This is a genomic window from Salipiger sp. ABF4_146 (assembly GCF_056161345.1).
In genome coordinates this window covers 43986-62559 of sequence record NZ_JBSWYX010000011.1, presented here as the reverse complement: position 1 = coordinate 62559, position 18574 = coordinate 43986, and the positions used below count along the sequence as shown (strand labels likewise).

16 protein-coding genes are annotated in these 18574 nt (G+C 65.6%); 11 read left to right on the top strand and 5 right to left on the bottom strand.

Features of this window, described 5'->3' with window-relative positions; genetic code table 11:
• Positions 1-103: 103 nt before the first annotated feature.
• The 8 genes from ACXAJT_RS16610 (at position 104) to ACXAJT_RS16575 (ending at position 10056) form a co-directional block, all read left to right on the top strand.
• Positions 104-460 (top strand): hypothetical protein, encoded by a 357-nt coding sequence (locus ACXAJT_RS16610; protein WP_475237048.1) that lies wholly within the window; start codon positions 104-106, stop codon positions 458-460.
• Between the two features lie 101 nt (positions 461-561).
• Positions 562-1911, top strand: a complete 1350-nt coding sequence (locus ACXAJT_RS16605) for a PepSY-associated TM helix domain-containing protein (RefSeq protein ID WP_475237047.1) — start codon at positions 562-564, stop codon at positions 1909-1911.
• A 112-nt stretch (positions 1912-2023) separates the two neighbouring features.
• Entirely contained in the window at positions 2024-2914 is an 891-nt protein-coding gene (locus ACXAJT_RS16600) for a LysR family transcriptional regulator (RefSeq protein ID WP_475237046.1), read from the top strand.
• Positions 2915-3082: 168 nt separating this feature from the next.
• The gene (locus ACXAJT_RS16595) at positions 3083-4636 is read left to right on the top strand and encodes an ABC transporter substrate-binding protein (RefSeq protein ID WP_475237045.1); all 1554 of its coding nucleotides are present in this window, start codon (positions 3083-3085) and stop codon (positions 4634-4636) included.
• On the top strand, positions 4636-5595 hold the full coding sequence (locus ACXAJT_RS16590; protein WP_475237042.1) for an ABC transporter permease: 960 nt from the start codon (positions 4636-4638) through the stop codon (positions 5593-5595). The genes ACXAJT_RS16595 and ACXAJT_RS16590 overlap by 1 nt, the downstream gene beginning before the upstream one ends.
• 1 nt (position 5596) lies before the next feature.
• Complete coding sequence (locus ACXAJT_RS16585; RefSeq protein WP_475237040.1) at positions 5597-6421, top strand: ABC transporter permease; 825 nt, start codon at positions 5597-5599, stop codon at positions 6419-6421.
• A complete protein-coding gene (locus ACXAJT_RS16580; RefSeq protein ID WP_475237039.1) occupies positions 6418-8019 on the top strand; it encodes an ABC transporter ATP-binding protein in 1602 nt (533 codons plus the stop codon). Before ACXAJT_RS16585 ends, ACXAJT_RS16580 begins: the two co-directional genes overlap by 4 nt.
• A gap of 42 nt (positions 8020-8061) precedes the next feature.
• Positions 8062-10056, top strand: coding sequence for a CocE/NonD family hydrolase (locus ACXAJT_RS16575; protein ID WP_475237038.1), 1995 nt, complete (start codon positions 8062-8064; stop codon positions 10054-10056).
• A 266-nt stretch (positions 10057-10322) separates the two neighbouring features.
• Here the strand turns inward: ACXAJT_RS16575 and ACXAJT_RS16570 are convergent, their stop codons facing one another.
• From ACXAJT_RS16570 to motA, 4 genes are all read right to left on the bottom strand, one after another.
• Positions 10323-11507 carry a carbohydrate porin gene (locus ACXAJT_RS16570; protein ID WP_475237037.1) on the bottom strand — a complete coding sequence of 395 codons (1185 nt, stop codon included), beginning with the start codon at positions 11505-11507 and terminating at the stop codon, positions 10323-10325.
• Positions 11508-11838: 331 nt separating this feature from the next.
• Positions 11839-12267, bottom strand: a complete 429-nt coding sequence (locus ACXAJT_RS16565; protein ID WP_475237036.1) for a flagellar FliJ family protein — start codon at positions 12265-12267, stop codon at positions 11839-11841.
• Entirely contained in the window at positions 12257-12526 is a 270-nt protein-coding gene (locus tag ACXAJT_RS16560) for a hypothetical protein (protein ID WP_475237035.1), read from the bottom strand. The genes ACXAJT_RS16565 and ACXAJT_RS16560 overlap by 11 nt, the downstream gene beginning before the upstream one ends.
• Entirely contained in the window at positions 12523-13389 is an 867-nt protein-coding gene (gene motA, locus ACXAJT_RS16555; protein ID WP_475237034.1) for a flagellar motor stator protein MotA, read from the bottom strand. The genes ACXAJT_RS16560 and motA overlap by 4 nt, the downstream gene beginning before the upstream one ends.
• A gap of 135 nt (positions 13390-13524) precedes the next feature.
• Here motA and ACXAJT_RS16550 point away from each other — a divergent pair, with 135 nt between their 5' ends.
• Genes ACXAJT_RS16550 through ACXAJT_RS16540 form a run of 3 tightly spaced genes read left to right on the top strand, consistent with a single transcriptional unit; the run spans position 13525 to position 17785 of the window.
• On the top strand, positions 13525-14595 hold the full coding sequence (locus ACXAJT_RS16550) for a hypothetical protein (protein WP_475237033.1): 1071 nt from the start codon (positions 13525-13527) through the stop codon (positions 14593-14595).
• Complete coding sequence (locus ACXAJT_RS16545) at positions 14592-15932, top strand: FkbM family methyltransferase (protein ID WP_475237031.1); 1341 nt, start codon at positions 14592-14594, stop codon at positions 15930-15932. Before ACXAJT_RS16550 ends, ACXAJT_RS16545 begins: the two co-directional genes overlap by 4 nt.
• Positions 15929-17785 (top strand): hypothetical protein, encoded by a 1857-nt coding sequence (locus ACXAJT_RS16540; RefSeq protein ID WP_475237029.1) that lies wholly within the window; start codon positions 15929-15931, stop codon positions 17783-17785. Before ACXAJT_RS16545 ends, ACXAJT_RS16540 begins: the two co-directional genes overlap by 4 nt.
• On the opposite strand, the gene ACXAJT_RS16535 is transcribed toward ACXAJT_RS16540, so the two are convergent.
• Positions 17782-18447: a response regulator transcription factor gene (locus ACXAJT_RS16535; RefSeq protein ID WP_475237028.1), complete on the bottom strand. Its 666-nt coding sequence runs from the start codon at positions 18445-18447 to the stop codon at positions 17782-17784. The genes ACXAJT_RS16540 and ACXAJT_RS16535 overlap by 4 nt on opposite strands.
• Between the last annotated feature and the right edge of the window lie 127 nt (positions 18448-18574).

Below are 18574 nucleotides of genomic sequence, written 5' to 3'. Positions count from 1 at the left end.
CCGCGGCTGCTGCCGTCGCCGCTCTGTTCCGTTCCGTTGCACGGGCCGGGACACTTGATACGCTCACGCACGCCCCCTTTCCAAACCCGCAGGCCCGTGCGACATGACCGGGGTGCGGAGCAAGCTGACATACCCCCTCGCGCTGATCTTGGCCGGACTGCTCGCGCTGACCGCTGCGACCTCGGCTGCCATGATGGCGCCCGACCGCAGTTCGGCGGCGCTCGAGACGCTTGAGCTGACGGTTGGCATGGTTCACGCAGACGCCTGCGAAACCGGCGGAGCGCACGACCATCACTGTCCGTTCTGCCACAGCCTGCCAGATGCGCCCGTTCTTGACCGCCTCGACCGCAGCAGCGTGCTGCTGCCCCATGAAAGCTGGCGGCAGGGCGCGGATCTGCTTCGCGAGGCTCAGGCCCGCAACATCAACCATTCCCTAAGAGCGCCACCCGGCATCGCCTGACGGCGTCACGCTGCCGTCCCGACGTCCCTCTGCGCGGCTTTGCCGCCGGATTGCTCTTGCCTCAGGTCCCGTCACGGCGGCGGGCCAATTGGAATGGACCCATGACAGAACAGACACATCGCGCGGCCTCCGCCGCGCTCTACCGCGCCGTCTGGCGCTGGCATTTTATCGCAGGGCTGATGGTTCTGCCCTTCGTCCTTATCCTCGCCATCACTGGGGGCATCTATCTCTTCAAAGATGAGATAAACGGTGCCGCCTACACCCCGCTCCGCTTCGTCGAGGAGCGCGGCGCGGCGCTTGCGCCGTCGCAGATCACCGCCGCGGCGCTGGCCACGCACCCCGGCACGCTCAAAGCCTACAGCCCCGCCGCGGCGCCGGACCGTAGCGCCGAAGTCGACATCCTTGGCGATGACGGCCTCAAGGACACCATCTACGTCGACCCCTACACCGGCGATGTGCTGGGCACGCTCTGGGACGGCGGTGCGGCGGGCAGCCCGGCGATGTATGTGGTCCGCAAGCTGCACTCATTGGAATACGTCGGCTGGTTCGGCAACCGGCTGATCGAGGCGGCGGCGGGCTGGATGGTGCTGCTGGTGGGCACGGGGATCTTCCTGTGGCTGCCGCGCGAGCGCAAGCTCGGCACCGTCAGCATCAAGGCCAAGCGCGGCCGGCCATGGTGGCGCGATCTGCACGCGGTCACAGGACTTTATACCGGTGTCTTTATGGTTTTTCTCGCGATGACCGGGCTGCCGTGGTCGGGTGTCTGGGGCGGAAAGTTCTATGACTACGCCTACGCGCTAGGGCTGGGGATGCCGGATGGCTACTGGTCGGGTGCCCCTGTTTCGACCGTGCCTGTGTCAGATGTGGTGGACCGCGCGCCTTGGATCATGGAACAGCAGGCCACGCCGCTCTCGGAGGCAGACGCGGGGGTGCCGCAGGCGCTCGACAGCGTTGTCGCAAAGGTCGAGGCACTGGGCATCGTGCCGGGCTATGCGGTGTCGATGCCAAACGGGCCGCAGGGGGTGTTCACCGCCTCGGCCTATCCCGACGACATCAGCGACGAGCGGATCATCCACCTCGATCAGTACAGCGGCGAGGTGCTTTATGATGCGGGCTTTGCCGATCTGGGAACGCTGGGCCGCTGGGCCGAATGGGGCGTTAGCGTGCACATGGGGCAGGAGTGGGGGCTGGCGAACCAGATCGTGCTGCTGCTGGCCTGCGTGGCGATGGTCGGGCTGTGCGTCTCCGGCGCGGTGATGTGGTGGAAGCGCCGACCGTCAGGGGCGCTCGGCGTGCCGCAGATGCCCACAGACGGGCGCATCCCGCGGGTGCTGCTGTTGATGGCGCTGGCGGCGGGGGTTTTCTTTCCGCTGGTTGGACTGTCGATGCTGGTGCTGGCCGCGGTCGAGATCATCGTGCATCTGACCGGGCGCCGTCGGCGGCTGGCCTGATCCCTGGCCTGATCCTCGAGCGGAACCCACGTCGGCCCCGCATCTGCCGGGGCCGACGCTTCGTGCGTCGCAGCCCTTTCGCACCCCTGGTGCGGGGCTCTATAAGCGGCGCATGGATATCGCCCGTCTCCCGCCGCTGCGCAGCCTGCTCGCCTTTCAGACCGTGGCGCGCTGCGGCAGCTTCACCCGCGCCGCCGAATTGCTCGCGCTCACGCAAAGCGGCATCAGTCGCCAGATCGCATCGCTCGAAGATCACGTCGGCGCCGCGCTGTTCGAACGCCAGCCCTCGGGGGTGGTGCTCACCCGGATCGGCGAGGAATACGCCAAGGAAGTGGGCCGGGCGCTCGACGCGCTGCAATCGCTGGAGGCGGGGCAGATCACCCGGCGCGGCCAGGATAAGGTGACCATCGCCTGCTCTCGGGCCGTGGCCGATCTGTGGATGCTGCCGCGGCTGACCCGGCTGCGTGACGCGTTCCCCGGCTTGGAGTTGAAGCTGATCGTCAACGACTTCTTCCAGCAACTGCGGCACGATGAGTACGATCTGGCCATCTACTACCGTCCGAACCGCCCCGCCGATCACGTGGTTGACGTGCTGGGCCCGGAGGAGATGCTGCCGGTGATGGCGCCCGGCGCGGTGCCGCTGATCGATGCCGAGGCGCCGCTGCTGCTCACCGTGGAAGAGACGCACAAAGAGTGGACAGACTGGGGCAACTGGCTCGCCGCGATGGATGTGCACCTGCCTGATACGGCGACCCGCTGGAAGCTGGGCGATTACCACCTGTCGGTCGAGGCGGCGCGGCGCGGCGTCGGCATCGCGATGGGCTGGACGTGGTTCATCGTCGATTACCTCGAAAGCGGCGAACTGGTGCCCGCCGATGCCCGCCCGTTCCGCGGCCACGGGCAGTACTACCTCATGCGGCCCACCACACGTCATCAGCGGCAGGTGGCGCGGCAGGTCGGCGATTGGCTGGTCGAAAACAATCGTCGTTGGCGCGCGGTCTAAGGCAGAGACTTCCGCAAGACGCTGATTTCGTTGCCCAAAAACTCTCTCTTGAGGGGCGCTCAGAGGGGTATGACAAAAATTCATTTGTACCTCTAAGCAATCCCCGGGATGTTCCGCGCCAATTCGGCTCCAAGCCGTGTATAGCGAAGAATCCACAGGAGAGACGCCATGACGAACGTTCATGACATGTCGGGTATCAGCCGCCGCGGACTACTTGCCGGGGCCGCAGGAATGGGTCTCGTCGGCCTCAGCGGCCTGCCGCTGCGCGCACAGGAAACCCCGCGCAAGGGCGGCACGCTGAAGCTCGGCATCAGCGGCGGGTCGACCACAGACGACTTCGATGTCCGTAAGCTGGCCGACTGGGTGCCGGTGAACCAAGCCTACATGGTCATGAACGGCCTCGTGGAAATCGACTCCGACAACATCGCCCAGCCCGAGCTCTTCGCCGGTTGGGAAGCCGAGGAAGGCGCTGCCGCGTGGGTTTTCGACGTCCGTCAGGGCGTGACCTTCCACAACGGCAAATCGCTCACCGCCGATGACGTGATTTACTCGCTCAACCTGCACCGCGGCGAAAGCTCCTCGGCGGCGCGCTCGATCCTCGCGCCGATCACCGAGATCGAGAAACTGGGCGAGCACCAGATCCGCATCACGCTGGAAAGCGGCAACGCCGACCTGCCCTACCTGCTGTCCGACTATCACCTGCTGGTGGTGCCCGAGGGCTTTGACGACTGGTCGAACCCGATCGGCACGGGCCCGTTCACGCCCGAGCGTGTCGAGCCCGGCGTGCGCGGCCGCTTCGTGCGGAACGAGAGCTACTGGAAGCCCGGCTGCGCCAACGTCGATGCTGTCGAGGTGGTGGTGATCAACGATGTGACCGCCCGCACCAACGCGCTGATGTCGGGGCAGGTGCATGCGATCAACTCGGTCGATTTCAAGACGGTCAACCTGCTGGGCCGCAATCCCAACCTCGAGATCGTGCGCTCGGCCGGCGGTCAGCACTTCACCTTCCTGATGGATTGCACCAAGGCGCCGTTCACCGACGTCAACGCCCGCCTCGCGATCAAGCACGCGGTGGACCGCGAGCAGCTTCTGCAGACCGCGCTCGCCGGCTTTGGCCAGCTGGGCAACGACCACCCGATCCCGCAGACCGACCGTTTCTACAACTCGGAACTGGAACAGCGCGCCTACGACCCCGAGCAGGCGCAGTTCTACGCCAAGAAGGCCGGGTTCGACCCGCTCGCCGTCACCCTCTCGGCCTCCGACGCGGCCTTCTCCGGTGCGGTCGATGCGGCGGCGGTGTTCCGCAGCGCGGCCACCGGCGCGGGCGTCGACGTGACCATCAAACGCGAACCGGCGGATGGCTACTGGAGCGACGTGTGGATGCAGGTGCCGTTCTGCATGTCCTACTGGGGCGGCCGTCCGACCGCCGACCAGATGCTGTCGATCGCCTATGAGTCCAACTCGTCCTACAACGACACTCGCTGGAGCAACGACCGCTTTGACGCGCTGCTCAAAGAGGCCCGCGCGCTGCTCGACGAAGAGAAGCGCCGCGAGATCTACTGGGAATGTCAGGCGCTGATCCACGAGGACGGCGGCGCGATGATCCCGATGTTCGGCGATTACCTCGACGCTGTCTCGACCGACGTGAAGGGCGTGAAGCCCCATGCGATGTTCAACCTGATGGGCGCGCGCATGGCCGAAAAGGTCTGGCTGGACGGCTGATGGTTTCGTTGATCGCAAAACGTGCCGGCCTCGGGCTTCTGACGCTCTGGCTGGTCTCGGTTCTGGTGTTTGCCGGAACCGAGATCCTGCCGGGCGACGTGGCCGGCGCCATCCTCGGGCAGAACGCAACGCCCGAGTCGCTCGCCGCGCTGCGCAGTGAACTGGGCCTCGATGTGCCCGCGCTGCAGCGCTACTTCGACTGGCTGGGGGGCATCCTCACCGGCGACATGGGCCGCTCTATGGCCTCGGGGCAGCCGGTCTCGGATCTGCTCTGGCCGCGCTTCTGGAACACCATGGCGCTGGCCGCCTACGCTGGCGTGATCGCCGTGCCGCTGGCCGTCAGCCTCGGCATTTTCGCCGCCGCCAAGCGCGGCACGATCTTCGACCGGGCCGCCAACGTTGCCGCGCTCGCCTTCGTGTCGCTGCCGGAATACTTCCTTGGCCTGCTACTGGTGCTTTGGCTGTCGGTGAAGACCGGCTGGTTGCCAAGCCTTGCGGACACCTACGAGGGCATGGGCGTTGCCGCGTGGTTCCACGCCACGACGCTGCCGATGCTGGTGCTGGTGATGGTCACCACGGCACAGATCCTGCGCATGACCCGCACCACTGTGCTCGGCGTCATGGACCAGCCCTATATCGAGACCGCCTTCCTCAAGGGGCTGAAGAACGGCCGTGTGGTGATGCGCCACGCCGCGCCCAATGCCGCCGCGCCGATCGTCAACGTGGTGTCGTTCAACATCGCTTATCTGATCACCGGCGTCGTGCTGGTCGAGGCGGTGTTCAACTACAACGGGCTGGGCCGCTTCATGGTCGACGCCGTGTCGAAGCGTGACCTGCCGATGGTGCAGGCCGCCGCGATGATCTTCGGCGCCGCCTACGTGATCCTCAACATGATCGCCGACATCGCCGCCATCGCGCTCAACCCCCGTCTGCGCCACCCGCGCGGAAAGGAGGCGTAAGATGAGCCGTGTTTCCAATATCCCGCTGACCGGCTGGATCGGCATGGCGCTGATCGCCGCGAATGCGATCCTGTTCCTGTTTGGCCCGATGCTGGCGCCCTTCGGACAGGAAGAGATCGTCGGCATGCCATTCGACATGCCGCAGCCGGGCCATCCGCTGGGCTTTGACCAGAACGGCCGCGACATGCTCTCGCGCCTTCTCTACGGCGCGCAGATGTCGATCGGCATTTCGCTGGCCGCCGTGTGCCTGAGCTTCGCCATCGGCGTGCCGCTCGGCATCCTCGCGGCGATCCGGGGCGGCTGGCTGGACCTGGTGCTGTCGCGCGTCGTCGACACAGTCATGTCGATCCCGGTGCTGATCTCGGCGCTGGTCGTGCTGCAGGCGCTTGGCTCGTCGCTGCCGGTGCTGATTGTGACCATCGCCTGCCTCGACAGCACCCGCGTCTTCCGCCTCGCACGGCTGGTGGCGCAGGGCATCAACGTGATGGAATACGCCGAAGTCGCCCGTCTGCGCGGCGAGGGCCTTGGCTGGATGATCCGCCGCGAGATCCTGCCCAACGCGCTGCCGCCACTGGTGGCCGAGTTCGGCATGCGCTTTTGCTTCACCTTCCTTTTCGTCGCGGGGCTTTCGTACCTCGGGCTTGGGGTGCAGCCACCCTTCGCCGACTGGGGCGGGATGGTGCGCGACAACCAGCAGGGCATCCTCTACGGGCTGTACGCGCCGCTCTTCCCCGCCGCCGCCATCGCCATGGTGACCATCGGGGTGAACCTCACCGTCGACTGGCTACTGGCTGGCCACACCACCGTGCAGGGAGACAACCGATGAGCGATATCCTTCGTATCCGCGACCTGCGCGTCGCCACCGCAGAGGGCACCGAACTGCTGCACGGCGTCTCGCTTGACCTCGAACAGGGCGAGATCCTCGGCCTGATCGGCGAGAGCGGCGCGGGCAAATCGACCATCGGTCTTGCGTCGATGGGCTATGGGCGCGGCGGCTGCCGGATCACCGGCGGCAGCATCGAACTGGCGGGCAAGGACCTTGCCTCCACCAGCCGCGCCGAGCGCGAGGCCGTGCGCGGCGCGCGCATCGCCTATGTGGCGCAGAGCGCGGCGGCGGCTTTCAACCCCGCGCATCGGCTGGAGCGGCAGATTATGGAAGGCCCGCTGCGGCACGGCCAGATGAGTGCCGCCGAGGCGCGCGCATGGATGATCGAGCTTTTCACCGCGCTCGGCCTGCCCGAGCCGGAAACCTTCGGTCGCCGCTACCCGCACCAAGTCTCGGGCGGGCAGCTGCAACGGGCGATGGTCGCCATGGCCATGTCCTGCAAGCCCGACATCCTCGTGCTTGACGAGCCGACCACGGCGCTCGACGTGACCACGCAGATCGAGGTGTTGCTGCTCCTGCGCGAGACGATCCGCAAGTACGGCACCTCGGCGCTCTATATCACCCACGATTTGGCGGTGATCGCGCAGGTGGCCGACCGGCTGATGGTGCTGCGCCACGGCGCAGAGGTCGAGACCGGCACCACCGAGCAGATCCTCGCTGCCCCGCGCGAAGCGTACACCCAGCGGCTGGTCTCGGAACGGCAAGCGAGCCTCAACGCCGAGGCCGGTGCGCATCACCGGACGGGCGAGGAAGTCCTGCGCGTCGAAAACGTCTCTGCCGCCTACGGCAAGACGCCGGTGCTGTATGACGTGAACCTGTCGGTAAAACGCGGCGAGACGGTCGCCATCGTCGGCGAGTCCGGCTCGGGCAAGTCGACGCTGGCGCGGCTGGTCTCGGGGCTCTTGGCCCCGTCGGCGGGGCAGGTGCAGTTCGACGGCGCGCCATTGGCCGAGAGCTACCGCAAACGCACGACCGACCTTCTGCGCCGAATCCAGCTGATCTACCAGCTGCCCGACGTGGCCTTGAACCCGCGCCAGACCGTGGCAGAGACCATCGGCCGCCCGCTGCAGACCTTCCGCGGGCTCAAGGGCAAGGCACAACAAGAAGAGGTGGCGCGGCTGCTCGACCTCATCGGCCTGCCCGCCGAGATGGCAGGGCGTCTGCCCGGCGCGCTTTCAGGCGGGCAGAAGCAGCGTGTCTGCATCGCCCGCGCGCTGGCCGCCGAGCCTGACCTGATGATCTGCGACGAGGTCACCTCGGCGCTCGATCCGCTGGTTGCCGAGGATATCTTGCGCCTGCTGCGCAAGCTGCAGGACGAACTGGGTATGACCTACCTCTTCATCACGCACGATCTGTCGGTGGTCCGCCGGCTCGCCGATCGTACCGTGGTGATGCAGAAGGGCCGGATCGTCGAGGAGGCGGATACCGCCACGCTCTTCGAGGCGCCACGTGATCCCTACACCCGCAAGCTGCTGGACTCGGTGCCGCAGCTGGATCGCGGGTGGCTCGACAAGGTGCTGGCCGCCCGCGCGTCCTGACCCGAACACACATCTGAATACACACGAGAAACGGAAGTCATCATGGCCACCGAATTCATCGAACACGTCTGGATTCCCATGTCCGACGGCACCCGCCTCGGCGCCCGGCTGTTCCTGCCCGAGGGCGCGCGCAGCCACGCTGTCCCGGCAGTTCTGGAGTACATCCCCTACCGCAAGCGCGACGGCACCCGCGCCCGCGACGAGGCGATGCACGGCTATTTCGCCGAGAACGGCTATGCTGCCGTGCGCGTCGACATCCGCGGCAGCGGCGAGTCCGAGGGCCACATGGCCGACGAGTATCTGGAACTGGAACAGGACGACGCCTGCGAGGTCATCGCGTGGATCGCCGCGCAGGACTGGTGCGACGGCAACGTCGGGATGATGGGCAAAAGCTGGTCGGGCTTCAACGCGCTGCAGGTCGCCGCGCGGCGCCCGCCGGCGCTGAAGGCGATCATCACCTGCTACTCCACCGACGACCGGTTCAAGGACGACATTCACTTCATGAATGGCTGCCTGCTGAACGACAATTTCTGGTGGGGCTCGATCATGATGGGCTATCAAGCCCGCCCGCTGGATCCCGAGATCGTCGGCGACAGCTGGCGCGAGGACTGGCAGCAGCGTCTGGAAACGCTGCCCTTCTTCCCGGCGCTCTGGGCCGAGCATCAGAGCTATGACGCCTATTGGAAGCACGGCTCGGTGCAGGAAGACTACAGCGACATCCAGTGCCCGGTGATGGTCGTCGGCGCATGGGCCGACAGCTACACCAACTCTGTGCCGCGCCTGCTGGAGAACCTCTCGGTGCCGACGCGGGGCATCATCGGACCTTGGGGGCATGTGTATCCGCAAGATGGCGTGCCCGGCCCGGCGATCGGCTTTCTACAGGAGGCGACACGCTGGTGGGACCAGTGGCTGAAGGGGAAAGACAGCGGCGTGATGGAGGAGCCCAAGCTGCGCGCCTACATCAATGATCCGATCGCGCCCGAAACCTCGCGCCCGGATCAGCCCGGCCGCTGGGTTGGATCCGACTGGCCCTTGGCCGAGCCGATGCATGCGCTTCACCTGACGCCGGGCGGCGCGCTCACCGATGCGCCGGAAGAGGGTGGGCTGCTGCCGATCCGGTCGCCGCAGAGCCACGGCATCGCCTCGGGCGAATGGATGGGGGTCGGCTGCCCGGGCGAGATGCCCGCCGACCAGCGTATCGAGGACGGCGGCGCGCTTGTCTTCGAAACCGAGGTGCTGCAGGACGATCTGGAGGTCCTCGGCGTGCCCGAGCTTGACCTGCACCTCGCCTCGGACAAGCCGGTGGCGCAAGTGGTGGTGCGGCTTGGCGATGTGGCCCCCGACGGCAAGGTCACCCGCGTCAGCTATCAAGTGCTGAACCTCACCCACCGCAACGGCCACGAGACGCCCGAAGCGCTGGTGCCGGGGCAGTTCGAGACGGTGAAGGTCAAACTCTCGACCTGCGGCCACCGTTTCGCCGCGGGCCATAAACTGCGGGTCTCGGTGGGTACGGCCTATTGGCCGATCATCTGGCCCGCGCCCGAGGCCGCCACCCTGACCATCGACACCGCCCAAAGCCTGCTGCACCTGCCGCAGCGCGCGGGCGGCGATGCGCACCCCGGCTTCGAGCCGCCAGCGCATGGCCGGGCCTGCCCGGTCACAATGATCCGGCCCGCCAAGCTCGAGCGCCACGTGACCACAGATTACCTCACCGGCGAGGTCACCTATGTGACCAACGGCGAAGGCGGGCTGTTCGGCGAAGGTGTGCTGCGTTTCGACGAGATCGGCACGGTGCTGTCGCACAGCCTGCGGCGTGAGCTCACCATCCATCCCGATGATCCCACCAGCGCACGTTACAAGCTGCATCAGGATTACGAGATGGGCCGCGAGGGCTGGGAAACCCGGTCGGTGCTCGACAGCGAGATGACCTGCGACTCTGAGACTTTCTTCCTGACCGCCACCATGGTTGTCACGCTGAACGGCGAGGAGGTCTTCACCAAGACGTGGAACGAGGCGATCCCGCGCGCGCTGATCTGACGCTGTCAGGCAACGCAGAGCGGAACGGCGAGCGCCGGTCCGATCGATCGGGCCGGCGCTTTGCCTTGCGGGGACGACGTGGGAGCGGAGTGTTTGCGGAACATCAAGCAGCGGTCCGAAGGTGTGGTCCAAACTGCGGTCGATGATCGTTGCCGGCTGCAGCAGGCCGCAGCGCAGGGGGCGCCTCTGGCGCGCCCGCCAGAGATGACCGTGTGGCGAAACCGGCTGTCCCCGCGGGGACAGCCGGTTGATCGGCAAGCCGAGGCTCAGAAGGTGGCGCGCAGGCGGAAGCCGATCTGCGTGAACTCGTCGTAGTTTTCAAAGCCCGGCTTGACCCGCATCACGTTGCCCCCGATGCGCCAGTTTTCAGTCAGCGCTGCCTCGTAGAAGGCCTCGACCGCCCATTCGTCTTCCAGCTCGACGCCATAGGCATCCAGCGCCTCGCCCAGTTTGTTCGACCAGTCGTAGCGCGACCATGCGATGCCCCAGCGGTCGCTTTCGCGCCCGGCAAAGGGAGCGTTGCCGCCGACCCCGACGAGATAGAGCGCGTCGAGCGGATTGGGATTGCCGTCACCAAAGCCCACCTGACCAAAGACGCCCCAGCCCTGCGCCGGGTTCTGCGGGTTGCTCCACAGGTACTGCTGGAAGCTCAGACCGGCGTAGCTCACGCCCTTTTTGGTGCTGGCAAAGCTCTCGTCGTCGGTGGACAGCAGCAGCGACTCGTAGTCGGTGCCCTTCTTGGTCGAATGCACGAGGTTGAGATTGTAAAAGCCCGGCTGACCATTGAGTGCCGTGGCGAAGGTGATCGTGCCATTGTAGACCAGACCGTCGTCGAAAAGGTTGTCCCAGAAATCCTCGCCCTGCGCGTTGTTGGGATCATAAAGGAAGAACGAGAAGATCATCGGATCGGTCTTCACCGACAGCATGCCGCCGAACACATAGGGGGGCAGCACGAAGTTGCCCGGTGCCGCGAGACCGATGTACTGGAAGCCGCCCTGACCCTGACCGCCCTGCAGCGGCGTCTGTTCCGCAAGATCGATCACGTTGAACTTGCCGAAGGTCAGGCTGGTGCTGGGCGAGAACTGCTGCGTCAAGGTCAGCGACAGCGTGGTGTTTTCGTCCGCGGTGGCGCGGGGCAGCGCCGAAAAGACGTTGGTTGGCCAGATCACCCCGCCCTCGCCAAATCCGACGAAATCATCACCGTCGGCATATTCGAGATGCGCACTGACCGAGCCGCCATCCCAGATCTCGCCGTAGCTCATCTTGATGTCGGCGCGCCAGCTGTAGCGGCCGTCGTCATCGGCGTCGCCCTCGATCGCGGCATCGGCGAAGGTGGTAAGACCGAAGCTGAACTGCGGCCCGCTCTCCTGCGCGGCGGCGGCGAGCGGCAGGGCCGAGACGGCAAGGCCGCTGGCGATCAGGCGGAAGGGAAGCAATGGGCGAATGGGCATGGCAATATCCTCGTTCCTGAGGTGACTCTGACATTAACGACGCCGATCCGCAGAGCGGGACTTTGCGCTGCCAAGGCGGAACTCGTTGAATACATGGTCTCGAAAATATCTGATTTCGCGGAATTAAATTGCGGTGCGAAACCCGTGCAGAAATCGTTTCACAGCGGCGCGAAAAAAGCAATTGCACAACTACCTCAGGGTGAATTGCCGGGTCCGGTGTGGCCTTGTTGCCCTAGCGTCAAGTGGGGCTGGCGCCGGTACGGTGACGGGCAAAGGCGGGCATGCGTCGGAAGATCATGCTGCGGGCAGCGCGCGTGTGGCCTCGCGGGCCTCAGCGGTGCCAGCGCAGCAACGATAGCTCATCTTGCGCGTCGGCTTCGCGCTTTTCGGCGGCGCGGCGCTCTTCGGCCAGACGCTTGAGGCGCAGGATTTCATAGGTTTTCTGCTCGGCCAGCGCGGCGCGCAGCTTCTCTTCCGACCGGGCGAGGTCCGGCGCGAGCTTGGCGGCGTCGCTGGAGATGCGGTCGACCTCGGCGCGGATCGAGCGGATAAAGCGGCCGAGGTAGGGCGCGCCTTCGAGCCCGTCGATGCGCGACTCCCCCGACAGGCGGTGGAGCAGGGCGGTCTTGTCGTTTTCCAGCTTGTCCATGCGGGCTCGGATCGCGCCGGTTTCGGCGGCCTGCCGTTCTGTCTCGAGCGATTTGACGCGCTCCATCACCTCCAGCGCACGCAGCCGGCGGCGGGCGGCTTCAGTGGCCATCTGAGGCGTCCGGGGGCTGCGGCGCGTCGGGCACCGGGCGCTCGCCGCCGAGCTTGCGGCGCATGGCGGCCAGCAGATCGGCGGGGAAGCCGTTGCCCGAGGGCGGGATTTCGCTGAACGTGCCGCCGCGCGCGGCTGAGAGGAAATTCGGCTCGTCCTCTTCCGCCGCGTCCTGCGGCGCGGAGGCGGCAAAGGCGCCGCCCGAGAGCAGCGCCAGCAGCAGCGGCCCAAACAGGGCGAGGGTGGCCGCCCGCATCATGCCGCGGGCAGTTCCTTTTGCGCGGCCTCGACCTCGTAGAAATCGGGCTGCATGCGGGTGGGAATGTTGCCGCGGCCGATCTCGACGCAGATGCTTGGCGGGTGGTCGGCGACCATGGCGACAAAGATATCGCGGATGATGTGGTAGAAGGCGGCGTCTTCTTCCTCGATCTGGCTGAGGCGGCCCGAGATCGGCTGCACCATGCAATAGGCAAGGAACACGCCAAGGAAGGTGCCCACCAGCGCGCCGCCGATCATGCCGCCAAGGATTTCCGGCGGCTGGTCGATCGAGGACATCGTCTTGATCACCCCCAGAACCGCCGCAACGATGCCGATGGCGGGCAGCCCGTCGGCCATCTGCTGGATCGCATGCACCGAGGCCATGGATTCATGGTGGTGCTTCTTGATCTTGCGGTTGATCACGTCCTCGGTCTGATACTTGTCGTCGAACTGCATCGACAGCATGCGGAAGCTGTCGCGGATCAATTCAAGGGCGAAATGATCCGACGCGATCCGCGGGTAGCGCGCGAAGATGTCACTCTCCTTGGGCGACTCGATGTGGGTGTCGAGCGCGAGGATGCCCTTGGCCTTATAGATGCGCGACAGTTCGAACATCAGGTTCAGAAGGTCAGTGTAGTCCTTGCTCTTCCAGCGCGGGCCTTTCATCACCTTGACGATGCCCTTGCCCGAGCTCTTGATCACCGAAAAGCTGTTGGCGATGACGAAGGCACCGATCGCCGCGCCCCCGATCATCATGCCTTCGAAGGGCAGCGCGTGCAGCACGATGTCCATCTTGCCGCCGGAGAGGATGAACCCCCCGAAAACGAGACCGAAAACGAGGGCGAGGCCGAGTATCAACGTCATGGAAGGGATCTCTGCTTGGGCTCTTGTTGCCGGAATGCGCCGGTTCTCATGTCCAAGCATAAGTAAATTTGACTTTTGTTCAAGTATAATCAAGGATAGATGAGGAAGTCGAAGAACTGTTCGGGGCGTCTGATCATGAAAGCCGAAAAACTCGTTTATTTCTTCGAAGCCTGCGAGCTGCGGACGGTCTTTCCCGACTGGCCCGAAGAGATCGGCCTCGCGCTGTGCCTCGATGATGTCGGCACCTGCGAGATGCTGTTGCACCACCGTGACGAGGGCCGCGACGTGCTGCGGAAGGCTGCGGCGGTTCTGGGTGCGCCGGCGGGCGGCTTTGCCGTGGTGCCGCAGGTCGAGGGTCATCCGACCCGCCGTGTGCTGTTCTCGGACGAACAGAAGCTTTTGAAGCTGGTGGCGGGCGAGGATGATCTGGCCGAGATGGCCGACGACTACCTGATCAACTACCGCTTCGAGGCGGACCGCAAATCCCGCCCTGCGCCCACGCCTGACCCGGCCCCGCAACCGGTCGCTGCCGCGCCGAAACCGGCAGAGCCGTTCCGCTGGCGCCCGCGTCTGCACTTCTCCGAGCCCGCACCGAAGCCCCCGCGCCGGCGCAAGGCCCCGGCCAGTGATATGCCCGAGGGCTATGCCTCGGCCGAGGTCATGCGGGATGCGGACTGCCAGTTTGTCGAAGCCGAGATCAGCCTTGGCTACCGCGGCGTGCGGGTGACCTTGGCGCCGGAATTGGTGACCATCACATCGCGCACGGTTCTGGTGCAGGAGGTTGGCTTTCGCGACGATTTCTCGCGCTTCGTATTGCCGCGCAAAGCTGTGGCGGGCTGGAAAGCGGGCGAGCCGCTGGTGATCGACATCCCCGAAGCGCGCTTCCCGGCGGGCCTGCGCCAGCGCTTTGCCGCTGCGCCGCGCACGGCCGAGGTGACGGTGACCGATCACGGCGTCTTCGTCGCGCCCGGCGCCGTGCTGCCGCCGCCCGCGCCCGAACCGGAAGAGATCGCGCCGGAGCCGATCACGGCGCCCGCCAAATCCCGCCCGCGGCGCTTGCTTTCACCGGTGCGGGTTGCCTTGGTCGCGCTGGTCGGGGGCGGGTTGATGACCGGCACGATGATGAACGCGGTGGAACTGCCACTGGCCTTTGACGCGCCGGTGTTCGATCTGGCGTTTGACGCGAAGCCGGAGGCCGAAAAATGAAATGCGCGGTGATCACCCCGGTCGGGCCGGGCCATGCCGCGCTGTTCGAGCAGGTCTGTGCGCCATCGGTCGCACAGGCTAAAAGCTTCGATATGGGGCCCTTCGCCGAGGTCCATCATTACATGATGGATGACACCGTTGGTCGTCATGGCCGGTCTGCGCGCCGCAACGAAGCGCTGCAGCGGGCGGTGTCCGAGGGTGTCGACTGGGTATTCTTTCTGGATGCCGACGACCTGCTGACGCCCAATGCCTTCGAGGCATTCGGTCGGGTCATCGCCGCCGAGCCCGATCTGGACGTGGTCTGGGGGCTGATCTGTACGCTCGAGGCGAACGGGGAGCCCGAGCTGCGCGAGGGCCAGCCAACGACGCTCGACAGTCGCGCGCAATATCTGGCCGTGGCGCCTTATAACGCGGTGCAGATCGGCGGGTTCTACCGCGCGGAACTGGCGGCGCGGATCGGCTTCGACACGGCGCTCGACACCGGCGAGGACTACAAGTTCTTTTGCCAACTCTGGACCGAGGCGCGCTGCGCCAAGCGACCGGAGATCTTCTTTCTCAACAAGCGCGGCGTGCATTCCACGGGTCCGCGCTCGGCGACGGGCGCGGACTGGAGCCGCGCAGTGGCGCTGCAATGGCGCGCCCAAGTGGCGCAGGTGCCGGTCTGGGCAGAGTTCGACGACGGGCAAGGCACGCCGGTGCGCATGCGCCTCACCGACCCAACGGATGCGATCCAGCACAGCCATGTGGAGGGGCGCTTTTTCGAAGAAGACGCTCTGGCCAAGCTGCCCAAACTGCTCGACGCGGACCATCCGCGCATCGTTGAAGTGGGTGCCAACGTTGGGAACCACGTGGTCTGGTATGCCCGTAACCTCGCGCCGGAGCGGATTTATCTGGTCGAGCCCAAGGCCGATGACGCCGCCCTGCATTTGCTTGACGAGAATATCGCGGCGAATGGGATCGAGGCGATGGTCGACCGCTGCGGTCTGCAGTGGCGGGATGAGGCGGCCGTCCCCGAGCCCGCTGCGATGCCCATGATCACCACCGGCCTGATGGTCGCGCCAAAAAGCCGCCCCGAGGTGCCCGCGCTCGACAGTCTGTTGGCCGATGAGCGGGCCGATTTTATCAAGATCGACGCCAAGGGCATGGAACTGGACGTGCTGGCCGGCGCGGCGGCTCTGATTGCCCGCGACCGTCCGGTGATCTGGATCGAGGTCCTGCGCGAAAACGTCATGGGGTTTGCCCAAAGCTGGTGCCGCAAGGCCGGCTACCGCATCGCCGACAGCACCTTCACCACGCATAGCACCAAGTATTTCGCCGTCCCGAAGGAGCGCTCATGAACACCCAAGTCCTCTCGCGCAAGGAAAAGCGGGCCATCGCGGCGCGTGGGGCCAAGCTCTATGGGGTGACCGGGGATCGGGCGCTGGCCGTGCATCAGGCCTATCAGTTGATCAAGGCCGACAAGCTGCCCGAGGCCTGCCAACTGGTGGTGCCGCTGACCCGCTCGGTGCCCGACAACCCGCATCCTTGGGTCATTCTGGGCATGGCGGCGCTGAAGCGGCGCGAGGCGGAAACCTCCAAGGCGTTTTTTGCCAAGGCCGAGGAAACTGCGCCCAAGCTGATGGAAGTGCTGACCGGGCTGGCCAAGTCGCATTTCCTATGCGGCGAGCCGGAGCCGACACTCAAATACATGGCCGCGGCGTTCAAGGCGGGCAACCGCGAGATCCCGATGATGCAGCTCTATCTGGGTCTGATGAAAAAAGCTGCGCGGGTGCCGCAGGCGGTCGAGGTTCTGGGGCCAATTGCCGAAAAGCTCGACCATCCCGAGCTGACGCTGGAGATCGGCACAACGCTGGCCGAGATCGAAGACTGCAAGCCGGACTCGGTGAAATGGCTCGAACGTGGTTATGAGCTTTCGCCCGACACAGAGCAGGGCAAGGTCGCACGGCTCTCGGCGCTGTTTCATTCGGGCCGCATGGCCGATGCAGAGGCCTGGGGCCGTGAGTTGCTTGCCTCTGATTTTCAGGCGCGCGATGTGGTGATGGTGATCCTGCTCGGGGCGCTGCGCTTCCAGTCGAAGCATGCGGAGCTGATCGAACTGGCCGAGGATCACGAATTCACCGACCCGATGTCCTATGGCCGGGCGCGCGCTTTCGCGGCCAACGCCTATCTCGATGCCGGTAACCTGACCGAAGCCCGCCACGCTTATGTCGAGTCGATGCATGTGGTTGAGAACCTTGAAGAGCCCGCGCGGGCCTATGGCACCTTCTGTTTCTCGCTCGGAGAGTACGAGGAAGGCGTGCCGCACTACTTCCGCCGTCACACGCCGAACTTCCGGGTTAAGGTCCCGTCCGAGAACTCGGAAAAAGACAACCTGCTTGCGCAGGATCGTATCTATCTCATCAGCGAGCAGGGCATCGGTGACCAGCTTGCGCTTCTGGCGCTGACCCGCATCCTGCCGGTGCCCGAGGCCTGCGACGTGATCTTTGTGGCAGAGCCGCGCCAAATCGATCTGCTTGCCGGAAACACGCTGGGGCTGCAGATGATCTCGACAGAGGATCTTGGCGTAGAGACCGAAGCGCCTGCGCCCGGGCAGGTCGTCGCCCTCGGCGATCTTGTGCGGTATATCCCCGAACACACGGCTGCCGCGCGGCGCGGCAGCTTTCTGCGTCCAGACCCGCGGCAGGTGCGCGCGTTCCGGCAGCGCTATGCGGCTTTGGCGGGGGATCGGCCGATCTTCGGGCTGGCTTGGGCGGCCCGCAGCCTGATCGGGCATCTGCGTTCGGTTCCGCTGCACGAGATGGTCAAGCTGCTGCCTGAGGGTGCTTTTGTTGTGAGTCTGCAGTATGGCCGCACGGACGAGGAGATCGCCGAAGCACAGGGGGCGCGGCCGGATGTTGAGTTTTACAGCGACCCCGAGGTCGATCAGATGACCGACCTTGCCGCCTTTGCCGCGCAATGCGCAGCCCTTGATCGAATCGTCACCGTCGACAACACCACCGCGCATGTTTGCGGTGCGCTCGGGCATCCCGAAACGCATGTACTGGTGCCAACCGGCGCCGAATGCATGTGGTACTGGGGGCGCGAGGCGGAGATCGATCCGTGGTATGGGGTGCTTGCAATGCACCGCCAACAACAGGCGGGCGATTGGAGTGTCCCGTTCGCCGCGCTGCGCGAGATCTGCGCCGCCTAAAGCGGCGCGTCGCCTTCCAGCACGTACCCCTGAGCGCGGATTGTGCGCACGCGCAGTGCTTCGCCGTATTGATCGGCCAACTTCTTGCGGATCCGTGCGATGTGAACATCGAACCGCCGGTCCCCATAGTTCCACTCCTCGCCCGCTACATCGGCGGCCAGTTCCGGCCTGCTGATGATCTCGCCACGACGCTCGTTCAAGCAGGCGAGGATCCGTTCCTCGAGCGGGGTGAGGCCCAATTGGACCAACCGCGCGGCGCGCTGTCCGGCGTGCGAGGCATGGCATAAACGCGCCGCCAGCCGGGCTTTCAATTCGGACGGATCATGATCCCCGCGCAATGCGTCATCGGCCCCGGCGGCAAAGATCTCGGCCGCGCCATGCGCACGGTTTCCGTGGTCGATGCCAAGGATCACCGCGCCCGGCGCGTGGCGGCGCACCGCCGCGATGAGGGCGAGCATGTCGCTGTCGCGCGCGCCATGCGCCGAAAGCCCAACGATCATCGCGGTCAGCGGCACGTCATGGGTGATCAGATCGCGCACTTCCGCGGGGCGGGCGCGGCGCAGCACACGGCGCAACCCGCTGAGTTCCATGAGTTCTGCCCATTCCCGGCGGCGCAGCGTATCCCGCTCAACCACCGCGGCAAAAGAAGCACGCTGACTCATCCGCCACTCCAATGTCGGGTTTTTGACAAAAAAACTCCCATGACCTGACGCGAATTGTATTTGTTCAACCTAGATTAACCTTCGATTCCTATTTGCCACATCAGGAGAGGCTCAAGAAGAGACAAGG